The following is a 19,620-nucleotide window of genomic DNA, read 5'->3' on the forward strand; positions in this document are numbered from 1 at the left end:
TCTGGCAGGGGCGGCTTTGTCCATGAGCGAAAGGGGATACTCACTGTGAGCAAGCTGTGGGGAGGACGTTTTACGAAGCAAACCAACCATCTGGTTGAAGAATATACCGCATCCATTAACTTTGACAAAGCATTGGCGGAAGAAGATATTCAAGGCAGTCTGGCCCATGTAACGATGCTGGGCAAATGCGGAATTTTGCCGGCAGAAGATGTGGAAACGATCAAAGAAGGCCTAATTACCGTTTTGCATAAAATCCGTGCAGGTGAAGTGGAGTTCTCCGTATCGGACGAAGACATCCACATGAATATTGAGAAAAACCTGATCGAAACGATCGGTCCTGTCGGCGGCAAACTGCATACAGGCCGCAGCCGGAATGACCAAGTGGCAACCGACATGCATTTGTATCTGCGTGAGCGTGTAATTGGGTTCGTAGGCATGCTCTATGCGCTGCAGGAATCGCTGATTGAACAGGCCAAAGACAACTTGGATACCATTGTGCCAGGTTACACGCATTTACAGCGGGCACAGCCGATTTTGTTTGCACATCACCTGATGGCGTATGTATCGATGTTCCAACGCGATGCGGAGCGTCTGATGGACAGTTACAAACGGATTAACGTACTGCCGCTGGGAGCAGGGGCTCTTGCAGGTACAACGTTCCCGATTGACCGTCATTTTGTAGCAGAGCAGCTTGGTTTTGACGGTGTATACGAGAATAGTCTGGATGCGGTAAGTGACCGTGACTTCATCGTGGAATTTCTGGCGGCCGCTTCCCTGATCATGACTCACTTGTCCCGTCTGAGTGAGGAATTGGTGCTGTGGAGCAGCACGGAGTTTGGTTTTGTAGAGCTGGATGATGCGTTCTGCACAGGCAGCAGCATTATGCCGCAGAAGAAGAATCCGGATGTACCCGAACTCGTTCGTGGTAAAACAGGGCGTGTATACGGCAATCTCATCGGATTGCTGACCGTGTTGAAATCACTTCCACTGGCCTACAACAAGGACATGCAGGAAGACAAAGAAGGCATGTTCGATACGGTAGCAACTCTGGAAGGTGCGCTCCAGTTATTCGCTCCAATGATTGCTACGATGAAAGTGAACAAAGATCGTATGCGTCAAGCGGTGAATCAGGACTTCTCCAATGCAACAGATATTGCCGATTTCCTCGTAGGAGAGGGTCTGCCTTTCCGTCAAGCACATGAGGTAATTGGTAAAACGGTACTGTACTGCATCCAGAACGGCAAATATCTGCTTGATCTCACGATTGATGAATTCAAGCAGTTCTCACCGCTGTTCGATGACCGAATCTACGATGTGCTGCAGCCGGAAGCGGTAGTTAACGCTCGGAATGTATATGGCGGTACAGCGTCGGGCCAAGTAGCAGAGGCTATTGCTCGCAGCGAGAAGCTGCTTGCCCAAACGGAGCAGTGGGTTGAAAACCGGGGCTGAGGCTTGGGGATAATCTGATGTACTGAAATAGATGTACAGAAAATAAAGTGCGGAAATAAAGTGCCAAAAAAGAAGCTTGTTCGGGAATTTAAGTTCCCCGGACATGCTTCTTTTTTGGTTTTTTTGGTCCTCTAAGGCTTTTGCCAGCTGCCTTCTTTTATAGAGGTGAGTACCTCACCATTCCTAACAACGATGTGTCCGCGGACAATTGTGCCTGCCACACCGGAAGGGAAGGTGTGACCCATATAGAGACTCTGTTTATGCTTTGCATGATAGTTATCTTCCGTGACGGTAAAGGGTTCATTCAGATTTACGATGGCAAAGTCTGCATCCATACCGACGGCAATGCTGCCCTTACGATCTGCGAGGCCAAAGCGAGCTGCCGGATTTGAAGCAGTCCAAGCTGCGACATGGTCGAGTGAAATGCTGTGTGCCAGTGCGAGTTCGAGTGCCGAGAGCAGCGTGAATTGTCCACCGCTGATTCCGCCCCAAGCTTGGAAGAGGTTGTAGTCCTTCGGGTCCTTCATCTCGTAAGGACAGGGTGAATGATCTGAAGACAGCATATCGAACTTACCTTCGATCAGGAGAGAAATCAGCCGCTGCTGCTCTTCCGCTTCCCGCAGTGGAGGGGCACATTTGGCGATCGTCCCTTTCTCCCGCAGGCTGTCGTGGTTATAGAGCAGATAATGCGGACAGGTTTCCACAGTGACGTTCATACCGCGTGCTTTGGCTGCCTCGATTCTAGATACGGCAGATGCAGAGCTGATATGAACAAAATGCAGGGCGCAGCCTGTAATTTCGGAGTAGTAAAGTGCGCGCTCAACGGCTTCCACTTCCGCGAGGATCGGTCGTGTCTCCAGATAGTCATCGGCGGAGACAAGCCCTGCCGTCTCCTTTTCAGCTTTTAGCCAGTTCGTAATGGCCGCGCTTTCTGAATGCAGAGCGAGAATTTTACCGAGGGCCGCAATCTTTTTCATACCCGTCAGCAGGGTCATGTCATCAACGGCTTCGAATTCTTTGTTGCCGGTGGTCGACAGAAAGGCTTTGAAGCCAATGACGCCAGATGCAGCTAACGGCTGCAGATCCTCTTCGTTACCAGGTACGAGTCCACCCCAGAGGCCGAAATCGACGAGCGATTTTTCACTGCCGATCTTTGCCTTTTCCAGAAGTGCTTCTTCCGTGACTGTGGAGGGGATTCCGTTGAGCGGCATATCGAAAAAGGTGGTACAGCCGCCTGCGGCCATCATGGCCGATCCGGTTGTGAATCCTTCCCAGTGCTCCCGGCCTGGTTCGCTGAAATGCACGTGTACATCAATCATGCCCGGGAGCACATGCTGTCCGGCAGCATCCCACTCCTGTATAGCTTCCCCCTCTAATGCAGCGGCAATCGCCGCAATCTTTCCATCCCTCACCCCGATATCCACTTGCGTAACCCGGTCCGGCAGCACCACACTTCCGCCGCGTATGATCAGATCATAATGTTCCATAGACATCTCTCTCCTCTTTGGTTATGTTTGAATTGTATGGCTCTGGCGGTGAAGTCAGGCCTATTCGTTTATTCGTAGATGGTGCCTTTCTTGAATGAGGAGCCTTTGAAGGCGAACTTGCTCAGCAGTACATAAGCAAGGCCAGCTGTCATAAATCCGATGATCCAGCCGATATCAACGAGCAGGAAGGCGGCTCCGGCCCCGATCAGCATGGCTATCAAGGCACTTGGGTTATATCCTTTAAACGAGCCGTTATCCAGGTATAATTCTGCTGTATTAACCTTCTGTTTACGCAGGATATAATATTCGACCAGCATGATCGCCACAATGGGGCCGAGGAAAGCAGAGTAGATCAGAATGAACGTATTCAAACCTTGAGCCGAGGAATCCTGTACGAGTACCCACGGGAAGGAACAGAGGGCAAGTACGCCGGTGATGGTGACGGATGCTTTGTATTTGAGCTTGGTGACAAGCGAGATGACGTAAGCGGGTGGAACGATGTTGGCGACCATGTTAACAGCAACAGCGCCAATGACAATGAAGGCTGAAACAAATACAGTGATATAGGGGTTGTCCACAATAACAGCGAAGGCTTTGACTGGATTGGAGATGCCTGTTGCTGCGGCCATCATCGCCCCGATGGTCAGGACAAAGCCATAAGCGATAACGATCGGGAAGAAGTACAGCATACTGCGCTTTTTATCACTCATACCGCTTTTCAGTTCACGGGAATAATCACCTGCGCTTAGGAAGATGGCTGCATAATTACCCAGGAATACCATGATGAAAGCGAAGAATGGAAGTCCCCATGTGCCTTTTGCATTCACCCAATTTTGAGTGATTGCTGTGCTGTGAGAGTTGAGCAGAATGCTGAATACATAGACCAGTGCCAACATAATGACTACGGAAGCAAGGGTCTCTACCCACTTGATTGCGTGAAAGCCGTAAAGGGACAGGACGATCTGAACCGCCTGCAGCAGGACGAAACAAACGGGGATGTTATCGAAGCTTCCTCCGCTAAGCACTTTAACAATTTCGTTCAGTGCTGTTGCGCCGACCCAGCTTTGGAAACCGTACCAGACAATAGCGGGCACGCCGCGTAAAAATGAGGAGATGATGGACCCCTTGATGCCAAACGACATGCGCAGCTGTACGACATAGGGGATGCCTGTTCGATAACCGAAGCGGTCATTGAGAGCAAAGATCACCGAAATGATTGCAATGGCAATCATCGCAGCCACAAATGTTTGAAGCACATTGAGCGTGGCAGCGCCGGCGACGATGAGGCTGGCTCCAAGTGTCATGTTACCAAGGTTTACGCCATCCCCGATCCACATAAACATGTAGGGAACTGCTCCGATCGTTCGCTCACTCTCCCTTTTGGGTTTCAAGGAGTCGTCCACACTGATTTCTTCATGCAGCTGCGTCTGTTTCAATACTTGTCCTGCCAAATTAGTAGACATAATCCTGCCCCACTCCTCTTTGATATGGGGTGCCGCAAGGTTGGTCGATCTCTAGATTAATGAGCTGTTTCGTCCATTTCCTATCCGCACACCACAGATGATATAAGTTGTGTAAGGTTACATACCCAATTAGAGTTATGTAATCTTACACTTAATTTATATCTCTTATTTTATCACCTTGGTCACACAATTCATTGACAAAAACGTAGATTGTTATCGTAATTTCTGTTCAAATTGTATGAAAAAAGATGACGTGGAGTGTCATGTACTGATAATTGAATCCTATATACGAATTTTTCTGTTAATAATTCTTTAGATTGTTCGGAACTAGCCTTCTACCACATTGTCCAATGGTTTAAGTCCGACAATCCGGCACCCCACCGTGTCGCCCGCTTGAATGGTGACGGATCCGGGCGTACCCGTCAAAATGACATCTCCCGGATGAAGCGTCATCACTTTTGACAGGAAAGAAATCAAGTATGCCGGAGAAAAAATCATGCGATTAACGGTATTGCTGTGGGCGACGATGCCATTGTGCAAAGTCTCGATTTCAAGATCGTTCAGATTCCGGTATTCGTCAGGGGTGGAGAGGGAGGAGCCAAGGCTCAGAAAGGTATCAAAACTTTTGGCACGCTGCATAAACCGGGGATTGCGAGCATGGATCTCCTTGGCTGTCATATCAAGCGAGGTAGTGTAACCGGCGATGACGCTTAACGCCTCTTCCTCATGGATATTTCGGCAGGTCTGCCCGATGACAATCGCAAGTTCGGCCTCGGCTGTAATCTGTCCTGCTCCATCCGGTAAACGAATCGTTTCTCCGGCACCAATCAGTGAGGTATCAGGCTTGAGAAAGATTACGGGCTCATCTTCAGGTGGACGTCCGGATAATTCAATGGCTTTGGCCCAGTAGTTCATGCCTACACCTATGATTTTTCCTGGATGGCGGTACAGCGCACGATAACATACGTCAATTCCTGATAGACATGGTAATGATGTGAGATGCTCCTGTCCGCTGTGATCGTACCAGCGGCGGAGTTCGTTAAATTGATTTGTTTGGAGTAAAGCAAAGAGGTCTGTATCCCAGTTCGTGCCGAACTGCCCATTTACCCATGTCAGCGGAATAACACCTTGATCTGTCCACAAAGCAGCCTGTTCTTGGCCGCTAACCTCAATCGTTACCACTCTCATGCCTGCACCTCTTTTGTGAATTGCTTGGCTGTCCACTGCAATAATTTATGATCTGTATTTGCACCGCCGATAAAAGACAGTCCTAATGCCAGCCCGTCCGGACGAAACACGGGTACGGTAACCTGAGGTAAACCGGCAAGGCCTGCGATACACGAGAGCTGCATTGTTTTGGCACGGTAAGCCTCAGCCTCAGGACCTTTCAGCCCAAGAAGCGGGGCTGGACCTGGTGCGGTTGGAATCGCCATCAGTCCTTGTTCTCCCAACAGTTCAACGAGTTTGCGCCGGACACGAGCTCGCAGCTCGGCTTCAGCTCTGCTTGCGGATTGTTCCAGTGAAAGTGCCCATTCGAAACGTTCTGCAATGCCTGGGCCAAATGTCGGGCTTTCCGCTGTCAGCCATTCGCGATGTTCTTGTGCAATTTCCAACCCTTGAAGAACACGAAATGCGGCTGACCAGTCTGCCAAGGTCTTGTCAGATTCGGTGAGCTTCATCACTGTATGGTGATCTGGCTGCCAGCCAGCGAGTTCATGTAACGTTTTGAGCAAAAGTGAACGGTCCTCTTCTTCTGGAAGGTTCCATGCTTCTGATGCGATATAGTAGTGAGTGAAAGGCGTCGTTCCTGTTTCAGAACGGTGGTGTTCAACCTCATTTCTGGCACTTGCCCTGAAATGGGATGCTGCGAGCAGGGGGTTCTGGACGATCTTTCAGCAGGACAGTGCCTGCGTTGAGTAAAATACGTGCATCCCGACTCATCCACCCAATTGTATCGAAGCTTGGAGCAAGTGGAATGACCCCTGCTGCGGATACTGCTCCATGCGTAGGACGGAAGCCAAACAAGCCGCAGTATGAAGAGGGGATGCGTACAGAACCGCCAGTATCTGTTCCCACAGCAAAATCGGCCAGACCCGCTGCTGCTGCGACGGCTGAGCCGCTGGAAGAGCCGCCTGGAATCCGATCCGGCGCAAGGGGATTGATCGGTGTGCCGTAATGGGCATTCTCCCCGTTCAGGCTGTACATCAGTTCATCCGTTTGTGTCGTGCCTTCGAGGCCTGCACCATTTTCCAACAGAGTAAGAAGGGCTGGAGCGGTGGATGCCGCAGGGGAATGGGTGCGAAGCCAATCGGGATTGCCTGCTCCGCTTGTTTCTCCACCGATGTCGAAGACATCTTTGACTGCAAAAGTCAGCCCGTTAAGCAAGCCGCTCTGAATGGGCTGCAGTCTGGTTCCTGCGTTCACATATGCTCCCCATGGGTCAGAGCGGAGTGTATCTGTTTTTTCCTTCGGATGGAGTGGGGTTACCTCCGCTTGTTTTTTGTCTGGAAGTTTCATCGTTGATCTCCTTTCGCTCTTAGATTAGGACTCATCGCACTCAGGTGCGGTCGGGAGCGGACTTGATTTAACGCTAATGCCAGTAAAATGCCTACCAACAGCCCGTTTCCAAGGAGTGGACGAAGCAGGGGAGGCAGTGTAATGAAAAATTCAGAAGGCAGGCCCATCACGATGATGCCTATAAATAAAGGTGCAGCTGTCCGGTAGAGATTTGCTGCATCCATATGAATCTGTCCGAAATATTGGAGAGATGAGCCGAGCAGGCGCAGATAAGTTACGAACAGTACAGCGCTTCCGATACTGAGGGGAAGCTGTGTCAGCAGACTGCTGACAGCCGGGATCAGACCGATCACCGCAAACAGCAGGCCGCCAATGACAAACGGAAGCCGCTCCCGAATCCGGGTTTGCTGGAGAAAACCGACAGATGATACATAAGGAGCGTAAGGGACGAGCCCGAGCAAACCTGATATTACAGCAAGCACGCCGCTGATTGTAAAGGAGCGTTTATACTGTTTGTTGGATGTTTCCTGTTCATATATATGATCTGTTCCCTTCAGTGCACCAAAGGTATTTGAAGTGTTAATCAGACCAGCGATAATCGCAATTGCGATAACGCCTGCATTCAGCCTGGTTGAAGGGCTGCCCAGTGGAAACCAGCCCATATCAAGTGTGCCTGTTCCGGGTGTTCCGCCTGCATCGGGGAAGACTGCTGTCTGCAGCATCCATCCGCCCAAAATGCCAATCAGCAGTGCATACTGAGCGATGGCTGGTTTTGCTTTTGCTGATAAGACCGCAGTGATAACAGCCACGAATGCTGCTGTCAGGAAAATGGCCGGCTGAATGGCGGACGTTTCCGCCGAGGAGCCTGGTGAAATGCCGAGCATGCCTTCAAGAAAAATGATATTCAGCCGGCAGCCGAGCAGGAACATGAATACAGCCATGACGCCTGGTGTAAACAATCTGGATAAGGGGACGGCGAGGCCGCAGATACCGATCAAAATAGTAATCACCCCGGAGATTAAGATGCCGACTGCCAGACTGCCTCCCAGTTCAGGCAGCGATATGCCCAGTGAAGGTGCGGCAGCGCTGAGGCTCAGAATGACGCCCCACCACAATCCGGACTGCCCCTCCATAACGGCTCTTCGATGTCCAAGTCCTGCTTGGATTACGCAGGCGATTCCGGTGAGGACAAACGAGCACTGGATCAGGAACTGGATTTTTTCCTGAGGTAGTGCAAATGCTGCTCCGACTGTAATAGGAATAACGACCGTGTTGGTAAATAAGAAAAATAGCCACTGCAGCCCCGCGATCCCGGAGCGCAAACTGTTAAGTTTAAACATGTTTCACCTTCCGTTGAAGCTCCGTTGAAAATGGTTCCGTGCATGAATGCAGTCCGTATATCTAACGAAGTCTGTATTGTACAAAAGGATTCCGGAAGTTCCGGAATCCTCTCTATATTGAAGAATAACTTTGCAGATCCTGTATCCTGTTTGTCCGGTCAGTCCAATACAAGCAGAGCGAATCATGGCGAACTTTTGGGGGATCTGCCAACCGTTTTTAACTCTATATTTCTTGTTATAACTAACCGTGTTAATTTGTCTCAATTATGTGCCGCTGCACCTGAATCTGCTTGTTCGTACACGTCAAGAGCTTCCTGCACTCCACGCCCGATGGCAATCGGCGCGCGATGCCGAATAAGTACAGCTTCGAGTGCGGACAGAACGAACAGCATGTTTTCCTTACGGCAGCTGTAGCCCATGGTGCCAATTCGCCAGATTTGACCGTGCAGCGGGCCAAAGGAACTGGCGATCTCAATGCCGAACTGGGTCAGCAGTGTCGTACGTACTGCCTCACCATCAATACCTGCCGGGATTTTGACACAGGTGACGACCGGGAGCTTCCAGGCTGTATCGTTGAACAGGTCAAGTCCCATGCCGCGAATGCCTGCCATGAGTGCTTGTTCATGCAGTTTGTGGCGCTTGAAACGTTCTTCGAGACCTTCCTCCAGCAAAATGCGCAGCCCTTCACGCAGGGCGTACAGCATGGATGTTGCCTCGGTATGGTGATTCAAACGGCGTGGTCCCCAGTAGTCCTGCAGCTGGCTCAGATCAAAATAGTTGCTGCGGATCGGATGGGCGACATCGCGATGGTCACTATCGAGTGCGACGCCGCGCTCTACTTTTTTTCGGCTGGTCAGAATACGTTCTACCCGCTCATTGTAGGTCAGTGGCGCCATGCCGGAGGGCACGGATATGCATTTCTGTGTGCCGCCAATTACGGCGTCAAGCTGCCATTCATCCACTTTGACGGGTACGCCGCCAATGGAAGCAACGGCATCAACTACGGTCAGTACACCGAGCTCCCGGCAGGCTGGGCCGATCTGATCCAGCGGCTGCATGCAGCCAGTTGACGTTTCGCCGTGTACGATTGCCAAAATTTTCGGCTGAACCCGTTTGACCTCGTCGATCACCGCCTGCTGGTCAAATACTTCTCCCCAAGAACACTCCATTAGATGAACTTCTGCACCATGGCGTTCGGCTATTTCAGTCAGCAGATGTCCAAATCGCCCGAATATGGGAATGAGTACTTTGTCGCCAGGTTCAATCAGGCTGCATAGTACGGCTTCCAGACCGGAACGTGAAGTACCATCGACCGGAAAAGCCCACTTGTTCTTCGTTTGGAATGTCTTCCGCAGCATGTCCATCGTTTCATTCATCATTCGAGTGAATTCCGGATCGAATTGGCCCAGAATGGGGGTTGCCATCGCCCGCAGCACTCTGGGGTCAACCTCGACGGGTCCTGGTGTCATAATTGTTCTTAATGGCGTGTGGATTTCCCGGTATTGTGTCATCTCGTTATCGCCTCCTGGTTGTTCATTCAGTATGCTAGCTTATACAGCAGGTCGATCAGCAGCTGCACTCCTCGCTGTAAATCTTCCGTATGGGTAAATTCCGCAGGAGAGTGACTGATTCCGCCTTGGCTGGGGACGAACAGCAAGCCTGTGGGACAATACGTCCCAAAAATCTGTGAGTCGTGACCTGCTCCGCTGGTCATCATCTGGTACGATATATTTCGGTCTTTTAAAATATTTTCCGCAGCTTGTGTCAGCGTGCAGTCCATCGGCACCGGAGGTTCATCCATCCAGTTACGATACACGACCTGTGTCCCGTGCTTGATTGCGATGGCATCGAATTCGCTGAAGCAAGCTTCGCAAAATGTCTGGATCGTCTCCGCATCTCGGTGGCGGACATCCAGGCTAAAGGTCACTTCGCGTGCAATGACATTCCCTACATTCGGTGTAACTTCCATGCGTCCGACTGTAGCCACCAGCCCGCTTTCATCCGCTTGGGCGCGATGCATCAATATCCGGATCAGCTCAGCCGAGGTGAACATGGCATCACGGCGCCAATGCATGGGGGTTGTTCCGGCGTGATTACTCTCGCCGTATACCGTAATGTTATAGCGGCGCTGTCCAACGATGTGGCTTACGAGTCCGATGGATTTCTTTTCCCGTTCAAGCACCTGGCCCTGCTCGATATGGAGTTCAATAAAACACTCCAGGTCTTTGCGTTCTGGCTGCGGGTATAATCCGAGTCCGAAGCCTGCCTCGTGCATCGCCTGTTCAAATGGTATTCCATCTGCATCTTGAATGCTGCGAACCGCCTCGCGACTTTTGGCTCCTGTTATACTGCCTGAACCCCAATAAGTCATGGGGAAGCGGCTGCCTTCTTCTTCACATAGAGATACGACTTCAATCGGTTTAAGCGGCAGACCGTGATGTGTCAGCAAATATTCCACAGCAATGAGTGCAGCGATAATACCGTAGGCTCCGTCGTACTTGCCCCCGCCGATCACGGTATCGATGTGAGAACCGGTTAATATTACTTTTGCTTCGGGATCACGGCCGCTGAGACGTCCGAATAAATTGCCCACATCATCATAATGTGCGGATAAACCGAGATGTTTTATTTTGGCCTGGATCGCTTCCTGAGCTGCCCTCCAGGCCGGGTCGTAGAGCAAACGGGTCACACCGCCGCTTGTGTCTTTTCCATACGAAGCCAGCCATTCGACCATATCTTCGATCTGTTTAGACAAGGCAGAAGGTTTCGATTGTTCGATCATCAAATGCAGTTCCCCCATTCCGGCAGCGCCAGCTTTCCAACCGATGTTATATTAATTAACTTGGCATTGCGTTTCATCCATCGTAAAATAAAAAACAATCAAAATCATTCACGAAAATGTAGAAGAATAAATGAATTCGTTGTACATGTTAACCATAGGGGTGGAGAATGATGAAAATGAATGAACTGCTGAAGCTGCCTATATTTCATGGGACAATCGTTATGGGAGGAGGCAGTGGTCTGAACAGGGAAGTTCACACGGTAAATATGATGGATGCTCCGGACATCATTCCTTATTTGAAGCGAAATGAGCTGCTGATTACAACAGCTTTTCATTTTAAGGATGATCTGGAGGCTTTGCTTGAACTGATTCGTGAGATGGGGCTCCAGGAATGTGCGGGACTTGGGATCAAAAGCAAACGATTTCTCGGGACCATCCCTGAATCAGCGGTTCAGCTCGCGAGCGAGTTGGAACTGCCTCTAATGGAGCTGCCTGTCGATCCTTCGCTAGGCGATATTGTCAACAAAGCGTTGAGTCATATCCTCGATGTGCGAACAACCGAGCTGCATAATGCTATACAGACTCATCGACAGTTCACCCAGCAGATTATGAGCGGCCAAGGGATACCGAAGCTGTTAGATCAGCTGTCCTCGCTGCTGCGACTGCCTGTGTTTCTGCTGGGCCCATATCTGCAGCCCATGTACGGCCGAATGGCTTCGCATACCGCTGTGCAGCTTGAAACGCTGTTATCCGGCGGAGGGCGTTTGCACGCCGAACCGTCAACTTTCTTAACATTCTCCCTGCTGGGTGAAGAGCGTGAGACATTGACCTTGTTTCCGGTGTACACCCATAGACAGCTGCATTACCTCTGTATTTCCGGCTTTATATCCACGTCTGAACGTTCCAACATTCTAACCATTGAGCAGGCGGCGAATGTGATTGCCTTTGAATTGATGAAGGATAATGCGCTGAAGCAAAATCGGCGCCGTATCCAGAATGAATTTTTTACAAATTTCATAGGGGGAGTATTCTCGAGCAGTGAGGAGATCGTGAGCAGAGCACGGGAATTCGGAATGTCAGGTGACCAGCGGTACCTCTGTGCAGTCGGTAAGCTGGGCGGCAGGGATCGCACGACTTCATTCATGCAGTACAAGGCAGAACAGGATCAGATTGCCGAGTATCTTCAAGGAGAACTTGGTCACTTCCATACCCCGATCTATCTGTTTACCCACGATCAATCCTACATCCTGTTGATGACGCTGACGGAGGAATGGGAGGCGGTCAGACCTTTATTTGTGGAGCTGCTGGAACGTCTGCAGCATAAAACTGGTGCGTATTACGATTCGGAACTGTCTTTTGGTCTCAGCAGCTATGCTCAGCCCCTTACCCAAGTTCCTTTAGCTTATAAAGAAGCCAATGAAGCTCTCTATTTTGGAAGCATCACCGGTAAAACGCGTTTTATCGAATTGTATCAGCCTAAGGAAGTATCTGAAATGCTGCGTCTGATCCCTCAAGAACATCTGCGGAAATTTTATAGCGATACGATGCAGGGATTTGAGGACGAAACGATTAAGGATCACCATATGCTGCTCCATACGCTGTCCGTATACCTGGAGACGCACTGCCACCTTGCCGAGACAGCCAAACGGCTGTATATTCACCGGAATACTGTGATTTATCGACTGGAAAAGTGTGAAGAGATCATCGGCCGCAGCTTGAAAGATCCGGAAGAAACACTGCGTCTTCGGATGGCATTCCGAATCAAGGCACTTCTGCCCGAAGAAGGAAAAGCCGGGTGGTGAAAACGAATCGAATAATGAGGCAGGAAGAAGGAGGCGGTTGGAAACGCAGTTCAAAATCAGATTGAAATGAAGATGAGATAAAATGATAAAATGCCGGAGCTGGTGAAGCGAAGGTGTAAAAGCAGGCTGAGATGAACTGCACTTCCGGATCATTTTTCGGTAATAAACGGAGGTGGTTCATTTCAAGCCTGCTTTTTATATTATGAAAGATATACAGTACCCAGAAGCAGTCTGTTTCAGGAGAGGAGATGCCGTCATTAAACTCTTTCAGGCAGCGGCAGCCACTTGAGCACATCCTGAATTTTCATGTCCCAATAACCCCACTCATGTTCCCCGGGTTCTTCCTCATAAGTTAGTTTGAAGTCTGTCTCTGCGCAGGCTTTACGAAACGTCTGATTTTCTTCGTACAAAAAATCCTCCGTTCCGCAGCATTGATAGAGAAGCGGCTTTGGCCCTGAATGTTGTTTGCTTTCCTGGAGCAGGTGGATGAGATCATTCTCTGAGCCCACAAAGTTCGGCCCGAATATACGCAGCAGTTCGGTCTGCTGCAGTGCGGACGGGACTTCGTTGTTCATATGAGCCGCCATGTCCAGTGCGCCCGAAAGACTTGCGGCAGCGGCATACTGATCCGGTTTGCGCAGGGCCAGTTTGAAGGCACCGTAACCTCCCATGGATAGACCGGCAGCAAAATTATCCTCTCGTTTCGGCGACAGCGGGAAGAAGGAGCGGGCAAGAGCGGGCAGTTCCTCACTTATGAAAGTCCAGTAACGGCCTCCCTCTGCCATATCAGTGTAGAAGCTGCGATGAACCTGCGGCATAACGACCGCAATGCCAAGCGAAGCGACATAACGTTCTATAGAGGTGCGGCGCAGCCAGATTGAATCATCATCGGACAGACCGTGCAGCAGATAGAGGGTTGGATGCAGACCTGAACCTTTGACATTCTCCATGCCAATCTGATTGTGAGTCTGCTGCGGCAGAATGACGTGCATGCTTGTACTTAATCCGAGGGCGTCTGAGTAGAAATCACATTTAATGAGTGCCATACCGAAAAGTAACCCCTTTCATAAATCGAAATTGAAATGGTGTTCACGTACAGCGATAAAGAGTAGAGAAGCAAATTTTTCCGCTGTAAGTCAAGGTTATACCTAAAGTACGGCAAACGCAATGACGAGATATAAAACGTATTCGACGTTTCCTGAATCATTCCGAATCTTCTCTTAATCCACGCTTGAACGAATTCATAAAACAAGCTTTGCGCTGATAGAGTAGAGGCAAAGTTCGATTTTCTATGGGGAGATTATATTCCGCTTTACAACGTAACAATGTTTTGTTACACTGATTTTAATGAAAAGGGGGTCCTGAAATGAAGGATGATTTGATCTCCAAAAAAGAGCTGCTTGACCTGACAGGCATTTCATACGGTCAGTTATATCGCTGGAAGCGCAAGAACCTGATTCCGGAGGAATGGTTTATTCGAAAGTCCTCCTTTACGGGACAGGAAACATTTTTTCCGAAACAGCAGATATTGCAGCGAATCGACAAGATTATTCATATGAAAGACGGGCTTTCACTGGATGAACTGGCGGATGTGTTCTCGCCAACTCTTGGTGAGGTAGAGATGACAGATCAGCAATTACTCGATCGAAACATTGTTTCGTTAGCTTCGCTTGACCTGTTAAACGAGGCGGGGCGCCAGCAGTCATTATATGGACTGGAACAGATTATGATGCTGTATGTGCTTGAGAAGCTGCTGCTTGGCGGTGATATCACACAGCAGGAAGGACTGCTGCTGATTGAAGTGATGTCTGAACATTATTATAGGTTCCGTGACCGTGCCAGTGAACTGCTGCTGATCCGCAAGATGGGTGTACCTACCTTTGTGCTGGCGAACGCAGGAGCAGAGCTTTATTTTGATCAAGGGGTGAAAGTGGTGCTCCGCATGCCGCTGCAGGCATTCATGGAAGAATTGAAACTTAAATTGGGCTGAGGGGGATTTATGAATGGAAGAACGTCATTTGAGAAATGATCTGAATGTTACAGGGTCACGCAAAACGAGCGGCGGTGTTTACCACCGGGTAAACATTGACGGTATGGCTAAACTGGATGGTGATCTGGATTGTTCTTCCCTTAGCGTTAACGGGACTCTGAAAATCTATGGTTCTCTGGTCTCCGAAAGCACAACCATAAACGGAATGGCCAAAGTAGAGGGTGAACTGCGCACCCAGTCTCTGGATGTCAACGGAACGCTGGGAGTCCACGGAGCGGCTCGTGCCGACAGCACTATGGTCAATGGCATGTGTACCATTAATGGGCCGCTGGTCAGCAATCGGGTTCGTGTCGATGGCATGAGCACCATTAACGGTGATTTGTTTACACCTGAATTTACAGTGAATGGTAAATGTAACGTTCGTGGTAGAGTGGACAGTGAACGCATCGATATCGGGGGAATGGCGACGATCGATGGAGATGTGCAGGGAGAGAACATTCACGTGCAGGGCAACATCAAAGTGGGCGGACTGCTCAATGCGGACAGTGTGGAAATCCGTTTGTACACCTCCTCTTCAGCGAGAGAAGTAGGTGGCGAGCGGATCGATATCCGGCGCAGAGAACGCAGTGGATTCTGGAAAGCCCTCGGATTGGGCGGAGCCCCATCTTTCAGAGCGCAGCTGATTGAGGGCGACGAAGTTGTGCTGGAAGATACCGAGGCGGATACGGTTCGAGGAACCAGAGTTCACATTGGACGCGGCTGTAATATCCGGTTTGTGGAGTACTCTGGTGAATTGACGGTGGATCCGGAAGCGAAGATTGGGAACAGCAAACAGATCTAACGTATGGTCTTATGACGGTGAGCGGATCTTGAGCCTTCACGGTAGAAGGTTTTGCCATAAAGCAATCGGTCCTTGGACTGATTGCTTGTTACGTCTTTTCGGATATACTAATGCAGTCATATGAATAGAACGGGAATGGAGAGATTAACAACAATGGCTGCACGCAATAATAAAATTGGATTTGTGCTGGCAGGTCTGCTGCTCAGCATATTAATGGCCTCTATGGATAATACCATTGTGGCTACGGCGATGGGTGATATCGTCGGCAAGCTGGGGGGGCTCGACAAGTTTGTCTGGGTAACCTCCGCATATATGGTGGCCGAGATGGCCGGCATGCCGATCTTTGGTAAGCTGTCGGATATGTATGGACGCAAAAAGTTTTTTGTTTTCGGTATCATTGTGTTTATGCTCGGCTCCGCATTGTGCGGAACCGCGACATCCATCGTGGAACTAACGATGTACAGAGCAATTCAAGGGATTGGTGCAGGAGCGCTCGTGCCGATTGCTTTTACCATCATGTTTGATGTGGTTGCACCGGAATCCAGAGGTAAACTGGGTGGACTATTTGGTGCGGTCTTCGGCCTTTCGAGTGTATTTGGACCGCTGCTGGGTGCATACATTACGGAGTATGCGACATGGGAATGGGTATTTTATATCAATCTGCCGTTGGGTTTGATTGCATTTTTGTTCATCGCATTTTTCTATAAAGAATCCCATCAGCATCAATCGCAGCAGATCGACTGGCTGGGGGCTGTTACACTCATTGGCGCAGTAGTCTGCCTGATCTTCGGACTGGAACTCGGCGGCAAAACATATGCCTGGGATTCCGCACAGATTTTGGGGCTGTTTGCCGGATTCATCTTGCTGGCCCTGCTTTTCCTGTATGCAGAGACGAAGGCGAAAGAGCCAATTATCTCATTCAGTATGTTCCGCAAGCGAGTGTACTGGTCAAGTAATGTAATCGCGATGTTCAGCGGCGCAGCTTTTATTACGGCTTCCGTATATATTCCGATTTTCATCCAAGGTGTACTCGGCGGTAAAGCGACCAACTCGGGTCTGGTCCTGCTTCCGATGATGCTCGGTTCTGTCGTGACGGCTTCCTTGGGTGGTGTACTTATGACCAAAATAAAGTACCGCAATATTATGATTCCAACGCTGGCTTTGCTTGTAATCGGTCTGGGTCTGCTGACTACACTGGATGAAGGTTCATCCCTGTGGACGATCCGCGTATACATGGTGATGATTGGTCTTGGCGTTGGCGCATCCTTCTCCGTGCTCAGTAATGCGGCGATGAATGCCTTCGAACCCCAAAGACGCGGCGCCGCCAGTTCTACGTTAAACTTCCTGCGCTCTCTGGGCATGACGATGGGCATCACGATCTTCGGGATCGTGCAGAGTCAAGTGTTCACGCGCAAAATGACGGACGGCATGACTGGCGCTGCTGGTGAAGCAGGGGCACCTACTGGCGGCATGCCAGCTGGAATGGATCTAAGCGATCCGCATGCATTGTTATCACCAGAGCTGCGCAAAGGAATTCCACCGCAGGTGCTGGAATCCATTACTCAGGCGCTCTCATCTTCGATTGTACAGCTGTTTGCCTGGGCCGTTATCCCTGCAGCTCTTGCATTAATTGCGTCCTTCTTCATGGGGAAAGAGAAAATGGTTGTGGGAGCAGAACAGCACGAGTACACGGGTGGGCACTAAAGTAAGGAATTAAACGGAGTCATTTCAAGCTGTCCTAATTTCTTCGCTGCTAATTTTAAGGAATCTATTATTAAATAAGCAAATCCCGAAAAGACACATTCTCATGTATCCTGTAAAGTGCATGAGAATGTGTCTTTTGAATGTGTACCTGATGCCGTAGCGTGTTGGTCGTACGTTATTTACAAGTTAGCGATCTCGTGCTGGAGTGGTATTTGCTGTGAGCTGAATCGGAAATGGAACTGGTTGGAGCAGCTCGCTGTTAATCTCCTCCTGAACACACTTTAACCCGACTCCAACCAGGCTTAACTAAACTCCCTCTACGCTGCTGACCTCGCTAACGATTCCAAGAAACGTTATTTAGACTAATTAGACCATCCTGAAATTCTAACGATCTCACGAGACGCTATTTCGCCATAATGATTCGATTCCCGCCACTTTGGCACGATTTCCAGCGAAATAGCGTTTCTACGAATCGTTACATTTTCAAACGACCCAATTTGCAAGGAATAAGGCTTATGGGAATCGTTAGCGCCCTGAGCGAATCATACGGAATCCGAAAAATCCGGGGATAACAGCGATCGGAAGGTTATTCTGTCAGTGAATTGTCCAGTGTAAAGCTTTCCCGTTTAACTTATATATTTCCACCTGAATTTAAGGCTGATTCCCTTCCCGAATGCCATCCTCCACCACTGAAGGCTGCTTTGGATCAGGCATGTTGATGTGACCTGAACGTGCAATTAGACGGCTTTGTGCTTTGTAGGTATCGCGCGAGATCGTTTTGGACTCTACCACTTTGCCATCGACCCTCTTCGTGCGGACTGTCTCAACGATATAACCAGGCTGTCCGTTCTGAAGCACCTGCTGGGCCCCGTCAGGCAGCACACTGCTGGATACATATTTTACGGGAACACTCAGCGTTTCAATCGTACGAGACTCCAGCGTATAACTGACGTTCTCGGGGAATGTGCCGAAAAATTTGACGACCATGCGCCCGCCCTGCACCTTTGCGTGGATTAATAGGGACTTCTCCGTGCTGTTTTTGAAACGAAAATTAATCGCCCCGGAAGCAAAGGTGGCATCCAGCCCTTTAGGCAAATATTTCACCGGCAGCGAATGATTACGCCGCTCGACGATATCCAGGCCCGTGAGAAGAGCCGCGTTATATACCGTACTGGATACCTGACAGATTCCCCCGCCGATTCCGGGCGTCAGCCGGCCATTCACAATGACCGGTGCCTCTCGAAAACCGTACTCCTTCTCCGCTTTGCGAATCACCTTTTCATAATCAAAAACACCACCAGGAGGCAGAATCATGCCGTTAATCGCCTGGGCCGCTGCGCTGACGTTATGTACTCGGCCTTGGCTGCTGTTTCCCAGCCCTGTGGAAAATTCAATGATTTTGCGCTCGATCCCTTCCTGCTTCAATGAATCAATCGTTACCTCCGGTTTCAGTGTGTACAGGGGTAAAAGGATTCGTACTGGTTCAGGCTTATCTCCCGTGTCCATGCCGCCCAGCTCCCGGTGCATCCTGCTCTGTATGAGGGTGCTGAGTGTTTTCCAGTCAATCCGGCGCACGCTTTTCTCCGGAATGTACTGCACTTTATCATTTGCGGTGATTCGGCGAACGGCTTCAGCAGGGGTACCGAAGGTTTCTTTTTCCCAGGCAGGACTAAGCAGTTGTTGAAGGGTTTGTTCGCTATAGGTCATATCCAAAGAGAAGGTCTCGGGGAATTGGTACCTTGCATATGCGCGTTCCCACAGGCTGCCTTCCTGCAGCTGTTTTAATGCGCTTTCGAAGCTGTTTACGCTGTAGCTCACGCCCACCTCACCTGCAGGATGTGTCATCGTTAGCGGACTGGGTTCAGCCACTTCAAGAGTGACAGGCCAATCCTCCAATTGTTGAATGCGAGTGTGCAGTTCTGCCAGTACTTCTTTGCGGTGTTTGTCACCGGGTTCCCAGCCGCCGATTTGTACACCTTTGGGCAGGTTTGGCTGGTTCACGTACATATAGAGCAATCCATAGGACGCGGAGCCGATCAAGAGCAGGGAGAACAGAACGATGACCGTTACATGGATTTTTTTCATAACCGAACGCTCCTTTTGGCTTCTGTTGTTCCGGAATTCGCAACACTATCTATCTATATGATCCAAGGGTGGAAAACTTTCGGGTACTCAATAGGTAACAAATTTGTTACAATAAACTTCATATGAATCCATGCTTCACCAGCAGTAGAGGGTAGGCTTG

Annotated in this window: 15 protein-coding genes; 5 read left to right on the forward strand and 10 right to left on the reverse strand. The window is 49.9% G+C overall.

Annotation, left to right across the window (positions count from 1 at the left end):
- The first annotated feature begins 45 nt into the window (after positions 1 to 45).
- Complete coding sequence (argH, locus tag ABXS70_RS29380; RefSeq protein ID WP_342553025.1) at positions 46 to 1,449, forward strand: argininosuccinate lyase; 1,404 nt, start codon at positions 46 to 48, stop codon at positions 1,447 to 1,449.
- 131 nt (positions 1,450 to 1,580) lie between these two features.
- Here the strand turns inward: argH and ABXS70_RS29385 are convergent, their stop codons facing one another.
- From ABXS70_RS29385 to allC, 8 genes are all read right to left on the reverse strand, one after another.
- Entirely contained in the window at positions 1,581 to 2,936 is a 1,356-nt protein-coding gene (locus tag ABXS70_RS29385) for an allantoinase (RefSeq protein WP_366293010.1), read from the reverse strand.
- Between the two features lie 68 nt (positions 2,937 to 3,004).
- Positions 3,005 to 4,399, reverse strand: coding sequence for an NCS1 family transporter (locus ABXS70_RS29390; RefSeq protein WP_342553023.1), 1,395 nt, complete (start codon positions 4,397 to 4,399; stop codon positions 3,005 to 3,007).
- Positions 4,400 to 4,726: 327 nt separating this feature from the next.
- Positions 4,727 to 5,587 (reverse strand): fumarylacetoacetate hydrolase family protein, encoded by an 861-nt coding sequence (locus ABXS70_RS29395; protein ID WP_342553022.1) that lies wholly within the window; start codon positions 5,585 to 5,587, stop codon positions 4,727 to 4,729.
- Complete coding sequence (locus ABXS70_RS29400; protein WP_366293014.1) at positions 5,584 to 6,132, reverse strand: amidase family protein; 549 nt, start codon at positions 6,130 to 6,132, stop codon at positions 5,584 to 5,586. The genes ABXS70_RS29395 and ABXS70_RS29400 overlap by 4 nt, the downstream gene beginning before the upstream one ends.
- A 100-nt stretch (positions 6,133 to 6,232) precedes the next feature.
- Positions 6,233 to 6,916: an amidase family protein gene (locus ABXS70_RS29405; RefSeq protein WP_366293017.1), complete on the reverse strand. Its 684-nt coding sequence runs from the start codon at positions 6,914 to 6,916 to the stop codon at positions 6,233 to 6,235.
- Positions 6,913 to 8,256 carry a uracil/xanthine transporter gene (locus ABXS70_RS29410; RefSeq protein WP_342553020.1) on the reverse strand — a complete coding sequence of 448 codons (1,344 nt, stop codon included), beginning with the start codon at positions 8,254 to 8,256 and terminating at the stop codon, positions 6,913 to 6,915. The genes ABXS70_RS29405 and ABXS70_RS29410 overlap by 4 nt, the downstream gene beginning before the upstream one ends.
- A gap of 260 nt (positions 8,257 to 8,516) precedes the next feature.
- Positions 8,517 to 9,767 carry an alanine--glyoxylate aminotransferase family protein gene (locus ABXS70_RS29415; protein ID WP_342553019.1) on the reverse strand — a complete coding sequence of 417 codons (1,251 nt, stop codon included), beginning with the start codon at positions 9,765 to 9,767 and terminating at the stop codon, positions 8,517 to 8,519.
- Positions 9,768 to 9,793: 26 nt separating this feature from the next.
- Positions 9,794 to 11,038: an allantoate deiminase gene (allC, locus tag ABXS70_RS29420; protein ID WP_342553018.1), complete on the reverse strand. Its 1,245-nt coding sequence runs from the start codon at positions 11,036 to 11,038 to the stop codon at positions 9,794 to 9,796.
- A gap of 167 nt (positions 11,039 to 11,205) precedes the next feature.
- On the opposite strand from allC, the gene ABXS70_RS29425 reads away from it, so the two are divergent.
- Positions 11,206 to 12,840 carry a PucR family transcriptional regulator ligand-binding domain-containing protein gene (locus ABXS70_RS29425; RefSeq protein ID WP_342553017.1) on the forward strand — a complete coding sequence of 545 codons (1,635 nt, stop codon included), beginning with the start codon at positions 11,206 to 11,208 and terminating at the stop codon, positions 12,838 to 12,840.
- A 257-nt stretch (positions 12,841 to 13,097) separates the two neighbouring features.
- Here ABXS70_RS29425 and ABXS70_RS29430 read toward each other — a convergent pair whose 3' ends face one another.
- Positions 13,098 to 13,886 carry an alpha/beta hydrolase family protein gene (locus ABXS70_RS29430; protein WP_366293022.1) on the reverse strand — a complete coding sequence of 263 codons (789 nt, stop codon included), beginning with the start codon at positions 13,884 to 13,886 and terminating at the stop codon, positions 13,098 to 13,100.
- Between the two features lie 320 nt (positions 13,887 to 14,206).
- Between ABXS70_RS29430 and ABXS70_RS29435 the strand changes: the two genes are divergently transcribed.
- The 3 genes from ABXS70_RS29435 (at position 14,207) to ABXS70_RS29445 (ending at position 17,375) form a co-directional block, all read left to right on the forward strand.
- Positions 14,207 to 14,830, forward strand: a complete 624-nt coding sequence (locus ABXS70_RS29435; RefSeq protein WP_342553015.1) for a YhbD family protein — start codon at positions 14,207 to 14,209, stop codon at positions 14,828 to 14,830.
- A 13-nt stretch (positions 14,831 to 14,843) separates the two neighbouring features.
- Positions 14,844 to 15,671, forward strand: a complete 828-nt coding sequence (locus tag ABXS70_RS29440) for a hypothetical protein (protein WP_342553014.1) — start codon at positions 14,844 to 14,846, stop codon at positions 15,669 to 15,671.
- A 153-nt stretch (positions 15,672 to 15,824) separates the two neighbouring features.
- Positions 15,825 to 17,375, forward strand: a complete 1,551-nt coding sequence (locus ABXS70_RS29445) for an MDR family MFS transporter (protein WP_366293026.1) — start codon at positions 15,825 to 15,827, stop codon at positions 17,373 to 17,375.
- A gap of 651 nt (positions 17,376 to 18,026) precedes the next feature.
- Here the strand turns inward: ABXS70_RS29445 and ABXS70_RS29450 are convergent.
- Positions 18,027 to 19,460 carry a VanW family protein gene (locus tag ABXS70_RS29450; RefSeq protein WP_366293029.1) on the reverse strand — a complete coding sequence of 478 codons (1,434 nt, stop codon included), beginning with the start codon at positions 19,458 to 19,460 and terminating at the stop codon, positions 18,027 to 18,029.
- Positions 19,461 to 19,620 lie beyond the last annotated feature (160 nt).

This window comes from Paenibacillus sp. AN1007, assembly GCF_040702995.1.
Classification (GTDB): domain Bacteria; phylum Bacillota; class Bacilli; order Paenibacillales; family Paenibacillaceae; genus Paenibacillus.